This is a genomic window from Shinella daejeonensis, from assembly GCF_024281235.1.
Classification (GTDB): Bacteria; Pseudomonadota; Alphaproteobacteria; order Rhizobiales; family Rhizobiaceae; genus Shinella; species Shinella daejeonensis.
Genome location: NZ_JAHWXY010000004.1, coordinates 218028 through 234345, shown reverse-complemented (window position 1 = coordinate 234345; position 16318 = coordinate 218028). Strand labels below are relative to the sequence as shown.

The window sequence follows — 16318 nt, the reverse complement described above, 5'->3', positions numbered from 1 at the left end:
TCCACATCCCGTTAAGCAAAAGTTTATCACCATCGGTCAAATATCGGCATGGAACACTGTTGCCTGCGAGACCTTGCGATGCGTGACGAAGACTTCTGGGAAACCGTACAGGAGAAAGACCTCGGATCCGGCGGGACGACCCGCACGGGCGCGCTGAATCTCGCGCTGCTTTTCGGAACCGCCGTCATCGCGCTCGCGCTCATCATGACGCCGCTCTTGTCATCGGGAACCGACCGGCGGATCATGGCGAACATGCCGGATGAATTCGATATGATCTCGACCGGCTCCATCCCCGCCGGGCAGGGCAAGCGCTACACCGTGCGCCGTTCCGTGCTTCAGGAAATGCCGGGCTCCGTCTGCATCGTCGATGGCAGCGGACGCGACAACGGCTGCTGAGCCTCGGCTGGCCCGCGGCCGGCAAAAGAGAAGAGGAATGGCATGGACAGGCTGAAAGCATTCCTCTTCGATGACAGCGGCGCGACCGCCATCGAATACGGGCTGATCGTCTCCCTGATCGCCATCGGCCTGATCGGCGGGCTTACGATCTTCAGCGATTCCCTGAGTCTGATATTCACCACCGTCAGCGAGCGGATCACCGTCCCCTAGGGCGGGAGACAGAGCGCCTATTCGCCGCCGGTGGATTTCAGCGCATCGGCAAGGCGCATCCGCGCGGAACCGGGCTTCAGCGGTTTCTGCTGGCTTTCGTGCGGCGCCCAGCCGGAAACATAGATGATCGAGAATGTCGCACGCACGCGCCCGTCCGGATCGCTGAAGCGTTCGGCATAAAGCTCCGCCGCCCGCATCAGCACGCTTCGGGAAAGCGGACGCCGGCTGCGGCCGCGCAACGGATTGGCCATGCCCATCGCCCGCAGGTCGCGCATCAGCGCAAACAGCGTGTCATAGCGAACGGTGTAGGTCTCCCGGTCGGTGACCGGCAGGGCGAAGCCACCGCGCTGGAGAAGCGCGCCGACGTCGCGCACGTCGGGAAAGGGGATGACGCGCGGACTGGCCCCGCCTGTCAGCTCGCTTTCGGCGGCAAGCAGCACCTCGCGCAATTCCTGCAATGTGCCGCCGCCGGGGATGGCGGCCAGAAACAGGCCATCGGGCTGGAGCGCCCGGCGGATCTGGACGAAGACGCCCGGCGTGTCGTTGGTGAGATGGAGGGAGAGCGGCGACACGATCAGATTGACCGATTGCGGCTCCAGCGGCACCGTTTCAAGCGGCGACACGGTCAGCGTCTCGCCCGGCGCTGCAAAGCGCGGATCGCTCTCGATCCGCTCCAGAGCGCCGATCTTGCCTGTTTCCCGCAGCGCGCGGGCGACGGCGCCGGTATGCCCATGCAGTTCGACCGCCCGCTCGAAGCGGCGCTCGATGGCGGCGAGCCGTTCGGAAAGTTCGTCTGCGACGATCTCCAGCAGGAAATCGGCCGGGGCGCCGGCGAGCGCCCGCCGCCGGTTGGCGTCGATCAGACCGTGGTCGAAGAGCGTTTCCATCTGTCGGGACTCCGTCGCCGCTTTTGAATGCGGCCAGCATCGCTTTGGCCGCCTGGACGGGCTATTGTCAACCGCATGCGTGAAACGAGAAAGCGGATCCGGGCGTCTACGGCAGGATTTCGGAGGGCGGCGGGGCTGTTTTCCCGTTTCGCCGGCAGGCTGCTTGACCTTGCCTATCCGCCGGCCTGCCCCGGTTGCAGCGTGCTGCTCGGCGGCCGGGTGGGACTATGCGCCGGCTGCTGGTCGCATATGTCGCTCATCGAGCGTCCCTTCTGCGAGATACTGGGCACGCCCTTTTCGCAGGATCTCGGCCCCGGCATCCTCAGCGCCGGCGCGATCGCCGATCCGCCGCCTTTCGAGCGGCTGCGCTCCGTCGCCCTTTATGACGAGACCGCGCGGGCGCTGGTGCAGGCGCTGAAATATCGCGACCGGACGGACCTCGCGCCGATGATGGCGGGCTGGATGCTGCGGGCGGCGGAGGGCGCGGTGGGCGAGGCCGACGCGATCGTGCCGGTGCCGCTGCATCCTTTCCGTCTCGTTCGGCGCAAGTTCAACCAGTCGGCCGAACTGGCCCGCGCGCTCGGCATGCTCGCCGGCCGTCCCGTGCTGTTCGACGCCGTGCGGCGCGTCCGTCATACCCGCAGCCAGGTCGGATTGCGCCAGCGGGCGCGCGAGGAAAACGTGCGCGGCGCCTTCGCGGTGACGCCGGCGGGTCGGGAGGCGTTGTTCGGCCGCCGCGTCATACTGGTCGACGATGTCTATACGACGGGGGCGACCGTCGCCGCCGTCACGCGCGCGATACGGCGGGCAGGTGCCGTCGACGTGACTGTTTTGACCTTTGCAAGGGCCTTGGCGGCCCCTATATGAGGGGAACGGTTTTAACGGTTGGAGCAGGTGTCTCTTCATGGCTTCGGTTGTCATCTATACGCGCCAGTTCTGCGGCTATTGCAGCGCCGCCAAGCGGCTTCTCGATTCCAAGGGTGTGGCCTATGAGGAACACGACGCCACCCATGCGCCGGCGCTGCGCGAGGAGATGACCCAGCGCACCAACGGACGGCGCACCTTCCCGCAGATCTTCATCGGCGACCGCCACGTCGGCGGCTGTGACGACCTGCATGCGCTGGACCGCTCGGGCGAGCTTGACGCCCTGCTGGCCGCCTGAAGGGGAGACCGGATCATGCCCATCAAGATCGCCGCCCTCCAGATGTGCTCCGGCATCGATCCCCATCGCAACGTCGCGACGATGCAGCGGCTCGTCCGCGACGCCGCCGCACGCGGCGCGATCTACGTCCAGACGCCGGAAATGACCGGCGCGGTGCAGCGGGATCGCGAGGGCCTGCGTTCCGTACTGGCTACCGAGGACGACGATCCCGTCGTGCGCGCCGCCGCCGCCCTTGCCGGCGAACTCGGCATCCATGTTCATGTCGGCTCCACCGCCATCGCGCTTGCCGATGGCCGGGTGGCCAATCGCGGTTTCCTGTTCGGGCCGGATGGCGAACGCGTCTGCCGCTACGACAAGATCCACATGTTCGACGTCGATCTGGACAATGGCGAGAGCTGGCGTGAAAGCGCGGTCTATTCGCCGGGCGCGGTCGCGCGCATGGCGACGCTGCCCTTCGCGCGTCTGGGCTTCACCATCTGCTACGATCTGCGTTTTCCCGAACTCTTCAAGACACAGGCACAGGCCGGCGCGGAGATGATCTCCGTTCCCGCCGCCTTCACCCGCCAGACCGGCGAAGCGCATTGGGAAACGCTGTTGCGCGCCCGCGCCATCGAAAACGGCGTCTATATCGTCGCCGCCGCCCAGGCGGGCCGTCATGAAGACGGTCGTGAAACCTTCGGTCACTCCATGATCGTCGACCCCTGGGGCCGCGTGCTGGCGGCGGCCGGCGGCACCGGCGAGGCGGTCGTGCTGGCGGAAATCGACATCGCCGCGGTCAAGGCCGCACGCGACAGGATCCCCAATCTGCGCAACGGACGGTCGTTTACGCTCGAAACGGTGGAAGCCGGCACGAGAGGAGGCGTAGGCCTTTGATCCGCTACGGTCTTTCCTGCGATAACGGCCATGTCTTCGAGGGCTGGTTCAGTTCCGGCGAGGATTTCGACCGGCAGCAGGCGATGGCGCTCGTCACCTGTCCGACCTGCGGCTCGCCGCATGTCGTCAAGCAATTGATGGCGCCCTCCGTATCGACGGCTCGCCGCCGGGAGGAGAGGTCGCAGAGCGGACGCCGGGAGGCGGTCGCGCAGTTGCGCGAGACCGTCGCGAAGATCCGCGCCAATTCGGAGGATGTCGGCGACCGCTTCCCCGAGGAAGCCCGCAAGATCCATTACGGCGAGGCGGAGCAGCGCGGCCTGATCGGCCGGGCGACGCTGGATGAGGCGCGCGAACTGCTGGAGGAAGGCGTCGAGGTCACTCCCCTTCCGATCCTGCCGGAAGACGTGAACTGATCCACGCCGGATAACTCCGGGTGCAAGACCGGTTCCCCGCTTTTGCGTCCGGAAGACCGCGCTAACGGCGGATCCGGGTGGACAGGATGATCGAGGAGAGCGTTCGCTCCACGCCCTCGATCTCGCCGATCCGGTCGATCAGATGGTCGAGTTCGGCAATCGAGGCGGCGGCGACCACCGCGATGAGATCGAAGCTGCCGCTGACGGAGTGCAATGTGCGCACGGCCGAAATGCCGTGCAGTTCCGCCGTTACCCGGGCAAGCGTCTTCGGCGCGATGGTGATCAGCACATGCGCCTTCACCATACCGCTCTCGTAAGCCGCCGACAGCTTGACGCCATAGCCCTCGATGATGCCTTCCCGTTCCAGCCGTTCGATCTTCGCCTGCACGGTGGTTCGCGACAGACCGAGCCGGCGCGCAATGGCCGCCGTCTGCTCGCGGGCGTTTTCGCTGAGGATGGCCAGCAGTTCGCGATCCTTGGGATTTATCGTCTTAATGTCCATGACAACCGTCATTATGCCGATATCGATCATTCATTATGCCTGAAACGGCGCTTTAAATCGACGGCCTTTATCATCAGACTCCATGCGAACTGCATTCTGGAGGAAAGCATGAAGGATATCGTCGTCATCGGCGCCGGCAAGATCGGTTCCACCATCGCCAGGATTCTGGCCCATAGCGGCGACTATCGGGTTACGATCGCCGACCGGGCGGAAGAACAGCTCGCCGCCATCGAGCAGCACGACGCCATATCGACGGCAGTCGTCGACATCGCGGACGGGGCGGCCATGCGCAAGCTGCTTGCCGGCAGGTTCGCCGTCCTTTCCGCCGCGCCCTATCACCTGACCGTCGCCATCGCCGAGGCGGCCGCCGACGCCGGCGTGCACTATCTCGACCTCACCGAAGACGTCGAATCCACCCGTCAGGTCAAGCGCATCGCCGCAGAGGCGAAGACCGCCTTCATTCCCCAGTGCGGCCTTGCGCCGGGCTTCATCTCCATCGTCGCCAACGATCTCGCCAGCCGCTTCGATACGCTCGACAGCGTGCGCATGCGCGTCGGCGCGCTGCCGCAGTATCCGTCCAACGCGCTGAACTACAATCTCACCTGGAGCACGGACGGCGTCATCAACGAATATATCGAACCCTGCGAGGCGATCGTCGAAGGCGCGCTGATCGAGGTGCCGGCGCTGGAGGAACGCGAGGAGTTCTCGCTCGACGGCGTGACCTATGAGGCGTTCAACACATCGGGCGGCCTCGGCACGCTCTGCGACACGCTGAAGGACAAGGTCCGCACGCTGAACTACAAGACCATTCGCTATCCGGGCCATGTCGCCATCATGAAGGCGCTCCTGAACGATCTCGGGCTTCGCCATCGCCGCGACGTGCTGAAGGATATCTTCGAGAACGCCCTGCCCACCACCACGCAGGACGTCGTCATCATCTTCGTGACCGTCTCCGGCCGCAAGGCCGGCCGCCTCGTGCAGGAAACCTACGCAAACAAGGTCTATAGCGCGCCGGTCGCCGGCCGCCTGCACTCGGCGATCCAGATCACCACCGCAGGCTCGATCTGCGCCGTGCTCGACATGCTGGCCGACGGAACGCTCGGCGCCAGGGGCTTCGTCCGCCAGGAGGAAATCGCGCTGTCCGCCTTCCTCGCCAACCGCTTCGGCCGTTACTACGCGCAGGAGCATCACGGCGCGCGCGCCGCCTGATTGCCAGAATCTTCCGACACGCCCCGGTTTCAGCCGGGGCGTTCGCCTGTCTGCGGCTCACTCCGCGGGGAAGAGAGAACGCCCGCCAAGGGCGCGGACCAATAAAAATGGGGGGCCAGCGCCCCCCTTTTCTTGTTTGCCCGTCGTCTGGCCATCGGCTGAGAGCGATTCCGCTTTTCACAGGTTCGGTAGAGCCGCTCTCTCTTTCTCGTAGCCGTATTTCCGGACGCAAAACCGCTACGCACTTTTGCTGGAAATGCTCAGGAGAGCCGGGCGCAGGCCTCGCCGATCCGCTTCAGCGCCTCCTTGAGATCCGCTTCCGACGTTGCGTAGGAGATGCGGAAATAGGGCGATAGGCCGAAGGCCGAGCCGGGGACGACGGCGACATGTGCGTCTTCCAGGAGATAATCCGTGAAGTCGCTGTCGGCCTCGATACGCCTGCCCCCGGGCGTCACCTTGCCGAGCATCCCGCCGCAGCCGGCAAAGGTGTAGAAAGCCCCTTCGGGCGTGCGGCAGGAGAGGCCGGGAATGGCGTTCAGTCCCGAGACGACGAGGTCGCGGCGCTGCCGGAAACTTGCCTGACGCTCCTTCAGGAAATCCTGCGGGCCGTTGAGCGCCTCGACGGAGGCGGCCTGGCTGACGGAGGAAGGGCAGGACGTCGCCTGGCTCTGGATCACCGCCATGGCCTTGATCAGCGCCTTCGGGCCACCGGCATAGCCGATGCGCCAGCCGGTCATCGCATAGGCCTTGGAAACGCCGTTGATCGTCAGCGTCCGGTCCTTCAGCCGGGGCTCGATGGCGACGGGCGTGACGAAGCGGAAGTCGTCATAGACGATATGCTCATACATGTCGTCGACCATCAGCCAGACATGCGGATGGCGCAGCAGCACGTCGAGGAGCGGCCGGTAATCGGCCTCGCCATAGGCCGCGCCCGACGGATTGGACGGGGAATTGAAAAGCACCCAGCGGGTCTTCGGCGTGATCGCCTTTTCCAGCTGTTCGGCCTTCAGGCGAAAGCCGGCTTCCGCATCGCAGGGGATCAGCACCGGCACCCCGCCGCAGATCTCCACGATATCGAAATAGGAGGTCCAGTAGGGCGTCGGTATGATCACCTCGTCGCCGGCGTCGATGGTCGCCATGAAGGCGTTGAACAGGATCTGCTTCGCCCCTGTCGCGACCGTCACCTCGTCGGGCGCGTAGTCGACGCCGTTCTCGCGGCGGAATTTCTCCGCCACGGCCTTCTTCAGTTCCGGCGTCCCGTCGAGCGCCGTATATTTGGTCTCGCCGCGATCGATCGCCGCCTTGGCGGCCTCCTTGACGTTGGCCGGCGTGTCGAAATCCGGCTCGCCCGCGCCAAGGATGATCACGGGCAGGCCGTCCCGCTTCATGGCGGCGGCGCGCGCGCCGATTTGCAGGATCTTCGAGACCCCGACGGAGGCGATGCGCGAGGCGGGCCGGAAGCCCGCCTCCTCAATCCTGGGTGTGATCGTCATGACCGCTTACTCGATATCGAAGGAGACGCCCTGGGCGAGCGGCAGCGCCTTCGAATAGTTCACGGTGTTGGTCGCGCGGCGCATATAGGCCTTCCAGGCGTCGGACCCGCTCTCGCGGCCGCCGCCGGTTTCCTTCTCGCCGCCGAACGCCCCGCCGATTTCCGCGCCCGATGTGCCGATATTGACATTGGCGATGCCGCAATCGGAGCCGTCGGCCGACAGGAAGCGCTCGGCCTCCTGCATGTTCAGCGTGAAGATCGACGAGGAGAGGCCCGCCGCCACCGCGTTATGGTCTTCCAGCGCCTTGTCGAAGTCGGAATACTTCATGACGTAGAGGATCGGCGCGAAGGTCTCTTCGAGAACCGGTCCGGCCTGCTTCGGCATTTCGACGATCGCCGGCTTCACATAGTAGGCCGTGTCCTTGCCGGCGTCCGTGACGCGCTCGCCGCCGGTGACGGAACCGCCCGCCGCCTTCGCCGCTTCCAGCGCCTTCTGCATGTTGTCATAGGCCTGCTTATCGACCAGCGGGCCGACCAGCGCCGAGGTCTCCAGCGGGTTGCCGACGGAAACGCTCGTATAGGCTTTCTTCAGGCGAGGCACGAGCTGGTCGTAGACGCTGTCATGCACGAACAGGCGACGCAGCGTCGTGCAGCGCTGGCCGGCGGTGCCCATGGCGCCGAAGGCGATGGCGCGCAGCGCCATGTCGAGATCGGCCGAAGGGCAGACGATGCCGGCGTTGTTGCCGCCGAGTTCGAGGATCGAACGGGCGAAACGCTTCGCCAGGCGCGGGCCGACCTCCCGGCCCATGCGGGTGGAGCCGGTGGCCGAGACGAGCGCGACCTTCGGATGATCGACGAGGACTTCGCCGATCGCCCGGTCGCCGATGAGAACCTGCGACAGGTTCTTCGGAGCGTCGCCGAAGCGGGCGATGGCGCGCTCGAGGATCGCCTGGCTGGCGAGCGCGGTCAGCGACGCCTTTTCGGAGGGCTTCCAGACGACGGCATTGCCGCAGACGAGCGCCAGCGCGGTGTTCCACGACCAGACGGCGACCGGGAAGTTGAAGGCCGAGATGACTCCGACGACGCCGAGCGGATGCCAGGTCTCCATCATGCGGTGGCCGGGGCGCTCTGTGGCGATGGTCAGGCCGTAGAGCTGGCGGGAAAGTCCGACGGCGAAATCGCAGATGTCGATCATTTCCTGCACTTCGCCGAGGCCCTCGGACGTGATCTTGCCGGCCTCGATCGAGACGAGACGACCGAGATCGTCCTTGGCGGCGCGCAATTCCTCGCCGAGCAGGCGTACGAGTTCGCCGCGCTTCGGCGCAGGCACGAGACGCCATTCCTTGAAGGCCGCATGGGCGGCGTCGATCGCCCCGGCGGCGCCTTCGGCCGAAACGGTCTTCAGCCGGGCGATCTCCTCGCCGCTCACCGGGCTGAAGGAGGCCATGTCGCCGCCTTCCCAGGCCGCGCGCGGCACGCCCAGCTTGTCGAGAAGAGCTGCGGTTTCCTTTTTCACGTCGACTGTCGTCATGAGATGTCTCCCTATTGTCCTGTCAGAATGTCATGGCGCCGAGCGGACCCGGCGAGGTGATCGATTTCAGCCCGGCCGCCAGCTTGCGGATCTCATCCGGGGTATATTTGTCGTAGAAGCCTTGGTTCTTGCGGCCGATCGCATGTTCCGCGCTGAAGCTGCCGCCGAAGGTTTCCACGGCGGCCGTGAACACCCATTCGCGCAAACCCGGCTCGAAGCCCGGATCGGCAAGCCGCCGGTCGTCGCAGGCGACAACGAGGTTGAAGTGCACGCCGCCGTCGCCGATATGGCCGAAGTCGCAGATGGTCACATCCGCAAAGCGTTTCGGCATCTCCGCCTTCATATGGTCGAGGAAACGCATGATGTCGCCCCGCCGGAAGGATAGATCGAAGGCGATCAATCGCCCGCTATGTTTGACACCTTCCGAAAGCCCATGCCGCAGCGCCCAGATCTCGTGCGGCGGACCGACGAAGGCATCGGCAAGCGGCGCGCCTTCCTGCTCCCAGATTGCCGCCAGCACGTCCTCCAGCACCGCGTCGAGCGGCTGCTCGCCCTCGCGCTGCGGGCTGGAGCGGGAAATCTCGGCAAGGATCACGAAATCCGGAACGATGCCGCCCTGAAATGGATTGCGGAGCGAAGCGACATGGTCAAGCGCCGCGCGCACCGCATTGCCGGACATGCCCTCGAAGGCGGAAAGATAGCTGCCGAGAGCCTCCTCCATCGCCACGAGCAGGGCGGGAACCGCCTCCGTCGAGGCCGGCACGAGCAGCGCGGTCGCGGTCTGGCGCGGCAGGGGCTCGAGGTTCAGCACGCATTCGGTGACGATGCCGAAGGCGCCCGAGGTGCCGATGAACAGCTGTTTCCAGTCGATGCCCGTATTGTTCTTGCGCAGGCCCGAGGACAGGTCGAGCACCGTGCCGTCCTCGTCGGCAAGCACGACCGTGAGGCCCAGCGTATTGCGGCGTACGTCGCCATAGCGCAGGAAACGCGAGCCGCCGGTATTGGTGGCGATCATGCCGCCGAGACACGGATCCGCCCCGAGGTCGATCGGGAAGAAAAGACCGGCCTCCTCCAGCCTGCCGTTGAGGTCGGACAGGCGAAGCCCTGCCCCGGCCTTCACCGTGCGGTTCACCCGGTCGAGCGCGAAGGGCGCGGTCAGCCGGTCGAGGCTCAAGACGCCCTGCCGGCCGCTATCGTCCGGCGTCGAGCCGGAGACGAGGCCGGTATTGCCGGATTGCGGTATCAGCGCGATGCCGTTTCGAACGCAGTAGGAGACGACCGCCGAGACTTCCCCGGTGGAGGCCGGCCGCGCCACGAAGGCGGCCGCGCCGTGATCGTAGCGCGCGCCCGTCTCATAGGCCGCCATATCGGAGGCCGTAGCGAGAAGGCCTTTCTCGCCGAGCAGGTTCTGCAATGCCTCGATATGGGCGTCGATCATTCTCTTGTCTGTCACTCCGCGGCGACGGCCATGTTGACGATGGTGAGGCAGATTTCAAGCGATGCACGCTCGATGCCGGCATAATGCGCGAACTCGTCGAGCACGGCCACGCCCAGATCGCGCTCGAACATCAGCTGGTTGGGGCTGGCGGCAAATTCCTGCGTCGCGTCATCGCCGAGGTTCGACTGGAAGATGCCGGCGGCGCTGACAGGCAGGAAGTCCTCGTAGACGATCGGATCGAACCGGATGAGGCCCGCCTCGATGGCCGTCTCGAGATCGGCCTTGCGGCCCGAGGCCGCCCTACCCTTCTCCGTCAGCGAATAGCTGAAGTAACCGAGGCCGGCCTTGCGCATGTCGTCCCAGTCGTCCGGAAACGCCTTGAAGACATCGGCGAGCGCTGCTTCGTATTCTGCCGCATTGGAGCCGTCGGCGGCCGGGCGCACACGGGCGCGGGTCTCGCTCAGCAGCTGATCGTAGAGCGCGCGGCCCTTCGGGGTCAGGGCTACGCCGCGCTGCTCGATCTCACCGAAGCGGGCCGTATGCGAGCCCTTCTGCCAGCTGCCGTCCGGACCGGCGAAGGAGACGGCTTCGTCCAGCGCCTTGAAGGAGGTCTGGCGCAGCAGGATCGGGCAACGCCGGGTCGGCGGCCCTTCGACGACGGCCTTGGGAGCGATACCCTCTTGCGGCATCCGCGCCTGCACCTTGTCGATATCGAGCGTGCGCGGGGTCAGGTGGTTGATATGCGGCCCCCTGAAGGACACGACATCGGCAATCAGCCGGTGCGCATCGTGCAGGCGCCCGTACATCCCGGCGCTGACGATCGCATGATCGTGCCAGCGGAAGGTTTCGAGCACTTCGCAGACGAAGCGCGCCGCATCGGTCTCATCAAGGCCGCCGTCACGCTCGGCCTTCTCGACGAGCGCGACGGCTTCGTCCGTGAAGATCCTGCGGGTAGCGAGCACGGCGGCGGCCTCCTCCCGCAACGCCTCGTCGGCGATGAGGTCGAGACGCAGCAGCGAGGTGAAGACGCGGAACGGGTTGCGCTTCAGGCTCTCCTCCCCGACCGGGCGGAAGGCGGTGGAATGGACGGGGACGCCGGCCGTCGAAAGATCGTAGTAGCCGACCGGGTCCATGCCCATCACCGCGAAGACCCGGCGCATCATGGACAGTTCCGCCGGCGTGCCGAGACGGATCGCGCCATGGCGCTCCTCGGAAATGCGATCGAGCGAACCGGTGGCTTCCAGCCGCTCCCGCAAGACCGGATCGGCGGCAAGCGTTTCCGCGTTGACGGCGGCAACCAGCGACATCAGCGTACCATAGGCCGGAACCTCGTCGCGATACATCGCGGACATCGCCGCCGAGAAGCGGGAGCGGATATCGTCGGCGTGGACGTGTGGATTTTCTGTCATGACAAACGGTCTCGTCTCATTGTTGCGCAATTCCGGATGGAAAACCGCTTCACACTTTTCGCGAAATTGCTTTAGAAGGGTGGGAGGCCCTGATCATTCTCAAAACGGATCATACCGGATCGTTCTACCCCGCGATTGCGACCGTTTTGACTATGTTGATGCGAGGAACGAATGAAGCTCAGTCGCCGGTTGATTCCGGACGTCACCACGCTACAGGCTTTCGAATGTGCGGCGCGCCACGGCAGCTTCACCCAGGCCGCCCATGAGCTGAACCTGACCCAGAGCGCCGTCAGCCGGCAGATCAAGGATCTGGAAGAACAGCTCGGCGTATTGCTTTTCGAGCGCGTGCGCCAGCGCGTCGTCCTGTCCGACGACGGCCGCCGGTTCCTGCCGGAGGTCCGCAAGCTCCTGCATCAGACCGAGGAAACGATGCTGCGCGCCATGGCGTCGGCCTCTTCCGATCACAGCCTCAGCGTGGCGACGCTGCCGACCTTCGGCAGCCGCTGGCTGACGCCGCGCGTTCCCCGCTTCCTCGCGCAGCATCCCGGCACCGTCCTCAATATCGCCTCGCGCTCGGCGCCCTTCGATTTCGACGAGGAGAATTTCGACCTGGCGATCCACTACGGCCAGCCGGTCTGGGCGCGGGCCTCCTGCTCCTATCTGTGCAGCGAGATCATCCTGCCGGCGGCAAGCCCGGCGCTGCTTGAACGCTCGACGCCCGCCGAGCCGAAGGAACTGGAGCACGCGCCGCTTCTCCATCTGGCGACCCGCCCCAAATTATGGGCGCAATGGTTCGATCTCAACGGCGGCGCGACCGAGACGGCCTATCGCGGCCACCGTTTCGACCAGTTCTCCATGGTGATCGAGGCGGCCATCGGCGGCCTCGGCTTCGCCCTGCTTCCGCTCTATCTGATCGAGCAGGAACTGGCCGCCGGCCGGCTGTCGGTCGTCTTCGACAGGCCGATGCAGACCGAGAACAGCTATTATCTCGTCGTACCGGAGGGCAAGCTCGAGAATCCGCTCAGCCAGGCGTTTCGCGCCTGGATCGCCGCCGAGGTGGAATGAGGGATCCGGCTTCCGATGCGGTCCGTCATGCCGCATGGGCATGACCCGGTTCCGAAATTTCGTTTTTCCCCTTGCGCGCGATGCCGGAATGTGGCGCCATCGCAACCGCCTCTCCGGAAATAAAGACAGACGATCATGCTCAACGATCCGCGCTCCCATGGCCTTTGGGAGGTGACCGCCCCGCCTGCTCCCGAAACCGCCGCCTTTTCAGGCCGTGCCGAGGCCGATGTCGTTGTCGTCGGCGGCGGCTTCACGGGCTTTTCCACGGCCTTGCATCTGGCCGAACGCGGCACGCGCGTCGTGCTGCTGGAAGGCGCCGAGATCGGCTTCGGAGGCTCGGGACGCAATGTCGGCCTCGTCAACGCGGGCATGTGGGTGATGCCGGACGAACTGCCGGGAGCGCTCGGCGAGGTCTATGGCGGGCGGCTTCTCGCATTGCTCGGCGATGCGCCGCGCCTGGTCTTCGACCTCGTGGAAAAGCATGGCATGGATTGCGAGGCGATGCCGGTCGGCACGCTGCATTGCGCGGTGGGCCGGAGCGGCTTGCGGGAGCTGGAGCAACGCGCCGGGCAATGGAGCCGGCGCGGCGCGCCGGTGCGCCTGCTCGATGCCACCGAGACGGCGCAGAAGGTCGGGACGGATGCCTACGCCGGATCGCTGCTCGACCTGCGGGCCGGCACGATCCAGCCGCTTGCCTATGTGCGCGGCCTTGCCCGCGCGGCGATCGCCGCCGGAACGCAGGTATTCACCGCAAGCCCGGTCATCGGCGCGGAACGCAACGGCCGGCGCTGGACCGTGAAGACGGCGCGTGGAGAGATCACGGCCGACTGGGTGGTCGTCGCCACCAACGCCTATACCAACGCGCCCTGGCCCGAAGTGCGCGCCGAGCTTGTCCACCTGCCCTATTTCAATTTCGCCACCGTGCCGCTGCCGTCCGAAATGCAGGCGAAGATCCTGCCCGAGCGGCAGGGCGTCTGGGATACCAAGGAGGTGCTTTCCTCCTTCCGCTTCGACAAACGCGGCCGGCTGGTGTTCGGCAGCGTCGGGGCGCTGCGCGGCCCGGGCACGGGCATCCACAGGGCCTGGGCGCAGCGGGCGCTGGCGAAACTCTTCCCGGCGCTTGGAAACATCGCCTTCGAGGCGGAGTGGTACGGCAAGATCGGCATGACCACCGATTCGTTGCCGCGCTTTCACCGGCTGGCGGAAAACGTCGTCGGCTTCAGCGGCTATAACGGGCGCGGCATCGCGCCGGGCACCGTCTTCGGCCGCACGCTCGCCGAACTGATTTCCGGCGACATCACCGAGAAGGACCTGCCCCTGCCGGTGAGCGACCCCGAGGCCCGCTCCCTGCTTGCCCTGCGGGAAGGCTATTACGAACTCGGTGCGCAGATCGCGCATTTCGCCGGCGCGCGGATCTGACCCGGCCACCGGAAGCTGCCTGTCCTGCTTGTGGATACGCCCGGCCGGAGCCGGGCGTCTGAGCCCTCAATGCCGGCCGGGCAGACGCGGCAGCAGGATCGTCAGGATCCCGAGCAGCGGCAGATAGGAGCAGATATGGTAGACGAAGTCGATGCCGTGGCTGTCGGCGAACAGGCCTAGAACCGCCGCGCCGAGACCGCCCGCGCCGAAGGCGAAGCCGAAGAAGATGCCGGCGATCAGGCCGACCCGGCCGGGCACCAGCTCCTGCGCGAAGACGACGATGGCCGAGAAGGCGGACGAGAAGATCAGGCCGATCAGCACCGTCAGCACGCCGGTCCAGAACAGATCGGCATAGGGCAGGATCAGCGTGAACGGGATCACGCCCAGGATCGACAGCCAGATCACGAAGCGCGCGCCGTAGCGGTCGCCGATCGGCCCGCCGAGAAAGACGCCGACAGCCGAAGCGCCGAGGAACAGGAACAGCATCAGTTGCGCCTGCTGCACGCTGAGGCCGAAATGCTCAATCGTGTAGAAGGTGAAATAGCTCGAGAGGCTAGCAAGATAGACGTTCTTGGTGGTGGTGAGCAGCACCAGCACGGCAAGTGCCCAGGCGACCTTGCCGCCCGGCAGCGGCAGGGCGCGGCTTGCGGCGGGCCGCCCGGCCGAAAGGCGCTGCTCGCCGGCATACCAGTTGCCGACCCAGCTCAGGATCCCCATGCCGATCAGCGCGATGGCGGAGAACCAGGCAAGGCTGGTCTGGCCGAAAGGCAGCACGATGAAGGCCGCAAGCAGCGGCCCCATCGCCGTGCCGGCATTGCCGCCGACCTGGAACATCGATTGCGCGAAGCCGTGCCGGCCGCCGGAGGCAAGCCGCGCCACGCGCGAGGCCTCCGGATGGAAGACCGCCGAGCCGAAGCCGATCAGGCACGCCCCGAAGACGAGAACGGGAAAACTGTGCGCATAGGCGAGCAGGATCAGGCCGCAGAACGTGCTGCCCATGCCGACGGGCAGCGAGAAGGGCATCGGCCAGCGGTCGGTGACTATGCCCACGGCCGGCTGGAGCATCGAGGCCGTGACCTGGAAAGCCATGGTGAGAAGGCCGATCTGCACGAAGTCGAGCGCGTAGTTTTCCTTCAGCAACGGATAAAGGGACGTCAGCAACGACTGCATGATGTCGTTCAGCATGTGGCACAGGCTGACGGCGAGGATGATGGAGAAGGTGGTTCGCGCAGGAGACGGCGCGGCAGGAGCGACTGCCGACATCTGGACCTCGAATGTCAGGGACGGAATTGTCAGCCGTCATCCATACAGGGATTGTAGACGGCCTGCTTTCGTGTTCTGGTCCATTTCTTTCTTGATCGGGCCAATATGGACAGATTGACGCACAGCCGCAACGCCACGCTTCACGACGATCATCTGCGGAACCTCGTCCGGGTGGAGCAATCGAACGCCGACGTCATCGTGCATAATTCCGAAGTGCCGCATGGCTATATCGTTCCGCCGCACCGGCATCGCCGCACGCAGTTTCTCTGCGTCTTCGCGGGCGTCGTCCTAGTGGCGACGGTGCGGGGACGCTGGATGATCCCGCCGGGCCACGCGCTGCTCATTCCGCGAGGGCTGGAGCATTCGGTGGAAATGCATAGCGACGTGACGATGCGCTCCGTCTACGTCATGTCGGGCGAAGGACTGGCGGCCTCGCCCGAACCCGCCGTGCTCGAAGTGACGGAACTGGCGCAGCAACTCCTGACGGAGGCGGTGCGGCTCACGCCGATGGAAGCGGATTCCCGGCGGGCCGAACTGGTCATGGCGCTGCTCCTCGACGAGATCGGCCGGCTGCGCGATCGGCCTCTGGGTCTGCCGTTTCCCTCCCACGCCCGGCTTGCCGCGCTCTGCCGCCGCTTCATGGACGATCCGGCGCCCGACGCCAAGATCGACGACTGGGCGGCCCGCCTGCACATGAGCCGGCGCAGCTTCACCCGGCTGTTTCGCGAGGAGACGGGGGTCAGCTTCTCCACCTGGCGTCAGCAGGCGGTGATTTTCGCCTGCCTGCCGAAGCTTGCCGCCGGCCTGCCGGTCACCCAGGTGGCGCTGGAGGCGGGCTATGACAGCGTTCCCGCCTTCACCACCATGTTCAAGCGCATGCTCGGCAGCGCCCCGAAACTCTATTTCCACAACCGCCAGGGGGCCTGAGTCTCAAAAAGACCGGTCGAGGACGCGTTTCAGGGGCTGTTTTCCACCACCGTTTGAGATTAGGAAGGAGAAGCGGGACCCATTCCGGGACGCGGCAACAGCCGGCAGCGCAAGAGCGCACG

The 16318-nt window shown here is 65.8% G+C and carries 17 protein-coding genes; 10 read left to right on the top strand and 7 right to left on the bottom strand.

The window, feature by feature from the left end; translation table 11 throughout:
• Nucleotides 1–78 precede the first annotated feature (78 nt).
• Together KYK29_RS13845 and KYK29_RS13840 are read left to right on the top strand one after the other, a co-directional pair.
• Entirely contained in the window at nucleotides 79–396 is a 318-nt protein-coding gene (locus KYK29_RS13845; RefSeq protein ID WP_254691492.1) for a hypothetical protein, read from the top strand.
• Between the two features lie 42 nt (nucleotides 397–438).
• Nucleotides 439–606, top strand: a complete 168-nt coding sequence (locus KYK29_RS13840) for a Flp family type IVb pilin (protein WP_254691491.1) — start codon at nucleotides 439–441, stop codon at nucleotides 604–606.
• A gap of 17 nt (nucleotides 607–623) precedes the next feature.
• Here KYK29_RS13840 and KYK29_RS13835 read toward each other — a convergent pair whose 3' ends face one another.
• A complete protein-coding gene (locus KYK29_RS13835; RefSeq protein ID WP_254691490.1) occupies nucleotides 624–1493 on the bottom strand; it encodes a class I SAM-dependent methyltransferase in 870 nt (289 codons plus the stop codon).
• 75 nt (nucleotides 1494–1568) lie between these two features.
• Between KYK29_RS13835 and KYK29_RS13830 the strand changes: the two genes are divergently transcribed.
• Genes KYK29_RS13830 through KYK29_RS13815 form a run of 4 tightly spaced genes read left to right on the top strand, consistent with a single transcriptional unit; the run spans nucleotide 1569 to nucleotide 3941 of the window.
• Nucleotides 1569–2360, top strand: coding sequence for a ComF family protein (locus tag KYK29_RS13830; protein ID WP_254691489.1), 792 nt, complete (start codon nucleotides 1569–1571; stop codon nucleotides 2358–2360).
• Nucleotides 2361–2397: 37 nt separating this feature from the next.
• On the top strand, nucleotides 2398–2655 hold the full coding sequence (gene grxC, locus KYK29_RS13825) for a glutaredoxin 3 (protein WP_254691488.1): 258 nt from the start codon (nucleotides 2398–2400) through the stop codon (nucleotides 2653–2655).
• 15 nt (nucleotides 2656–2670) lie between these two features.
• On the top strand, nucleotides 2671–3528 hold the full coding sequence (locus KYK29_RS13820; protein ID WP_254691487.1) for a carbon-nitrogen hydrolase family protein: 858 nt from the start codon (nucleotides 2671–2673) through the stop codon (nucleotides 3526–3528).
• Nucleotides 3525–3941, top strand: coding sequence for a DUF1178 family protein (locus KYK29_RS13815; protein ID WP_254691486.1), 417 nt, complete (start codon nucleotides 3525–3527; stop codon nucleotides 3939–3941). Before KYK29_RS13820 ends, KYK29_RS13815 begins: the two co-directional genes overlap by 4 nt.
• 61 nt (nucleotides 3942–4002) lie before the next feature.
• On the opposite strand, the gene KYK29_RS13810 is transcribed toward KYK29_RS13815, so the two are convergent.
• Nucleotides 4003–4455 carry an Lrp/AsnC family transcriptional regulator gene (locus KYK29_RS13810; RefSeq protein ID WP_254691541.1) on the bottom strand — a complete coding sequence of 151 codons (453 nt, stop codon included), beginning with the start codon at nucleotides 4453–4455 and terminating at the stop codon, nucleotides 4003–4005.
• A gap of 96 nt (nucleotides 4456–4551) precedes the next feature.
• Here KYK29_RS13810 and KYK29_RS13805 point away from each other — a divergent pair, with 96 nt between their 5' ends.
• A complete protein-coding gene (locus KYK29_RS13805) occupies nucleotides 4552–5652 on the top strand; it encodes a saccharopine dehydrogenase family protein (RefSeq protein ID WP_254691485.1) in 1101 nt (366 codons plus the stop codon).
• 260 nt (nucleotides 5653–5912) lie between these two features.
• On the opposite strand, the gene KYK29_RS13800 is transcribed toward KYK29_RS13805, so the two are convergent.
• Genes KYK29_RS13800 through hglS form a run of 4 tightly spaced genes read right to left on the bottom strand, consistent with a single transcriptional unit; the run spans nucleotide 5913 to nucleotide 11522 of the window.
• Nucleotides 5913–7145, bottom strand: a complete 1233-nt coding sequence (locus KYK29_RS13800) for a pyridoxal phosphate-dependent aminotransferase (protein WP_254691484.1) — start codon at nucleotides 7143–7145, stop codon at nucleotides 5913–5915.
• Between the two features lie 6 nt (nucleotides 7146–7151).
• Complete coding sequence (gene amaB, locus KYK29_RS13795) at nucleotides 7152–8675, bottom strand: L-piperidine-6-carboxylate dehydrogenase (RefSeq protein ID WP_254691483.1); 1524 nt, start codon at nucleotides 8673–8675, stop codon at nucleotides 7152–7154.
• 22 nt (nucleotides 8676–8697) lie between these two features.
• A complete protein-coding gene (locus tag KYK29_RS13790; protein ID WP_254691482.1) occupies nucleotides 8698–10113 on the bottom strand; it encodes an FAD-binding oxidoreductase in 1416 nt (471 codons plus the stop codon).
• Nucleotides 10114–10124: 11 nt separating this feature from the next.
• Nucleotides 10125–11522 (bottom strand): 2-oxoadipate dioxygenase/decarboxylase HglS, encoded by a 1398-nt coding sequence (gene hglS, locus KYK29_RS13785; RefSeq protein WP_254691481.1) that lies wholly within the window; start codon nucleotides 11520–11522, stop codon nucleotides 10125–10127.
• A 171-nt stretch (nucleotides 11523–11693) separates the two neighbouring features.
• Between hglS and KYK29_RS13780 the strand changes: the two genes are divergently transcribed.
• The gene (locus KYK29_RS13780; protein ID WP_254691480.1) at nucleotides 11694–12587 is read left to right on the top strand and encodes a LysR family transcriptional regulator; all 894 of its coding nucleotides are present in this window, start codon (nucleotides 11694–11696) and stop codon (nucleotides 12585–12587) included.
• Between the two features lie 135 nt (nucleotides 12588–12722).
• The gene (locus KYK29_RS13775) at nucleotides 12723–14006 is read left to right on the top strand and encodes an NAD(P)/FAD-dependent oxidoreductase (protein WP_254691479.1); all 1284 of its coding nucleotides are present in this window, start codon (nucleotides 12723–12725) and stop codon (nucleotides 14004–14006) included.
• Between the two features lie 66 nt (nucleotides 14007–14072).
• Here the strand turns inward: KYK29_RS13775 and KYK29_RS13770 are convergent, their stop codons facing one another.
• Nucleotides 14073–15269 (bottom strand): MFS transporter, encoded by a 1197-nt coding sequence (locus KYK29_RS13770; RefSeq protein ID WP_254691478.1) that lies wholly within the window; start codon nucleotides 15267–15269, stop codon nucleotides 14073–14075.
• Nucleotides 15270–15374: 105 nt separating this feature from the next.
• On the opposite strand from KYK29_RS13770, the gene KYK29_RS13765 reads away from it, so the two are divergent.
• Nucleotides 15375–16196: an AraC family transcriptional regulator gene (locus KYK29_RS13765; RefSeq protein ID WP_254691477.1), complete on the top strand. Its 822-nt coding sequence runs from the start codon at nucleotides 15375–15377 to the stop codon at nucleotides 16194–16196.
• The last annotated feature ends 122 nt before the right edge of the window (nucleotides 16197–16318 follow it).

Excerpts from the sequence above, each read along its gene's own strand:
- KYK29_RS13845 (WP_254691492.1), top strand. The coding sequence starts at position 79 with ATGCGTGACGAAGACTTCTGGGAAACCGTACAGGAGAAAGACCTCGGA.
- KYK29_RS13840 (WP_254691491.1), top strand. The coding sequence starts at position 439 with ATGGACAGGCTGAAAGCATTCCTCTTCGATGACAGCGGCGCGACCGCC.
- KYK29_RS13835 (WP_254691490.1), bottom strand. The coding sequence starts at position 1,493 with ATGGAAACGCTCTTCGACCACGGTCTGATCGACGCCAACCGGCGGCGG.
- KYK29_RS13830 (WP_254691489.1), top strand. The coding sequence starts at position 1,569 with ATGCGTGAAACGAGAAAGCGGATCCGGGCGTCTACGGCAGGATTTCGG.
- grxC (WP_254691488.1), top strand. The coding sequence starts at position 2,398 with ATGGCTTCGGTTGTCATCTATACGCGCCAGTTCTGCGGCTATTGCAGC.
- KYK29_RS13820 (WP_254691487.1), top strand. The coding sequence starts at position 2,671 with ATGCCCATCAAGATCGCCGCCCTCCAGATGTGCTCCGGCATCGATCCC.
- KYK29_RS13810 (WP_254691541.1), bottom strand. The coding sequence starts at position 4,455 with ATGACGGTTGTCATGGACATTAAGACGATAAATCCCAAGGATCGCGAA.
- KYK29_RS13805 (WP_254691485.1), top strand. The coding sequence starts at position 4,552 with ATGAAGGATATCGTCGTCATCGGCGCCGGCAAGATCGGTTCCACCATC.
- KYK29_RS13800 (WP_254691484.1), bottom strand. The coding sequence starts at position 7,145 with ATGACGATCACACCCAGGATTGAGGAGGCGGGCTTCCGGCCCGCCTCG.
- amaB (WP_254691483.1), bottom strand. The coding sequence starts at position 8,675 with ATGACGACAGTCGACGTGAAAAAGGAAACCGCAGCTCTTCTCGACAAG.
- KYK29_RS13790 (WP_254691482.1), bottom strand. The coding sequence starts at position 10,113 with ATGATCGACGCCCATATCGAGGCATTGCAGAACCTGCTCGGCGAGAAA.
- hglS (WP_254691481.1), bottom strand. The coding sequence starts at position 11,522 with ATGACAGAAAATCCACACGTCCACGCCGACGATATCCGCTCCCGCTTC.
- KYK29_RS13780 (WP_254691480.1), top strand. The coding sequence starts at position 11,694 with ATGAAGCTCAGTCGCCGGTTGATTCCGGACGTCACCACGCTACAGGCT.
- KYK29_RS13775 (WP_254691479.1), top strand. The coding sequence starts at position 12,723 with ATGCTCAACGATCCGCGCTCCCATGGCCTTTGGGAGGTGACCGCCCCG.
- KYK29_RS13770 (WP_254691478.1), bottom strand. The coding sequence starts at position 15,269 with ATGTCGGCAGTCGCTCCTGCCGCGCCGTCTCCTGCGCGAACCACCTTC.
- KYK29_RS13765 (WP_254691477.1), top strand. The coding sequence starts at position 15,375 with ATGGACAGATTGACGCACAGCCGCAACGCCACGCTTCACGACGATCAT.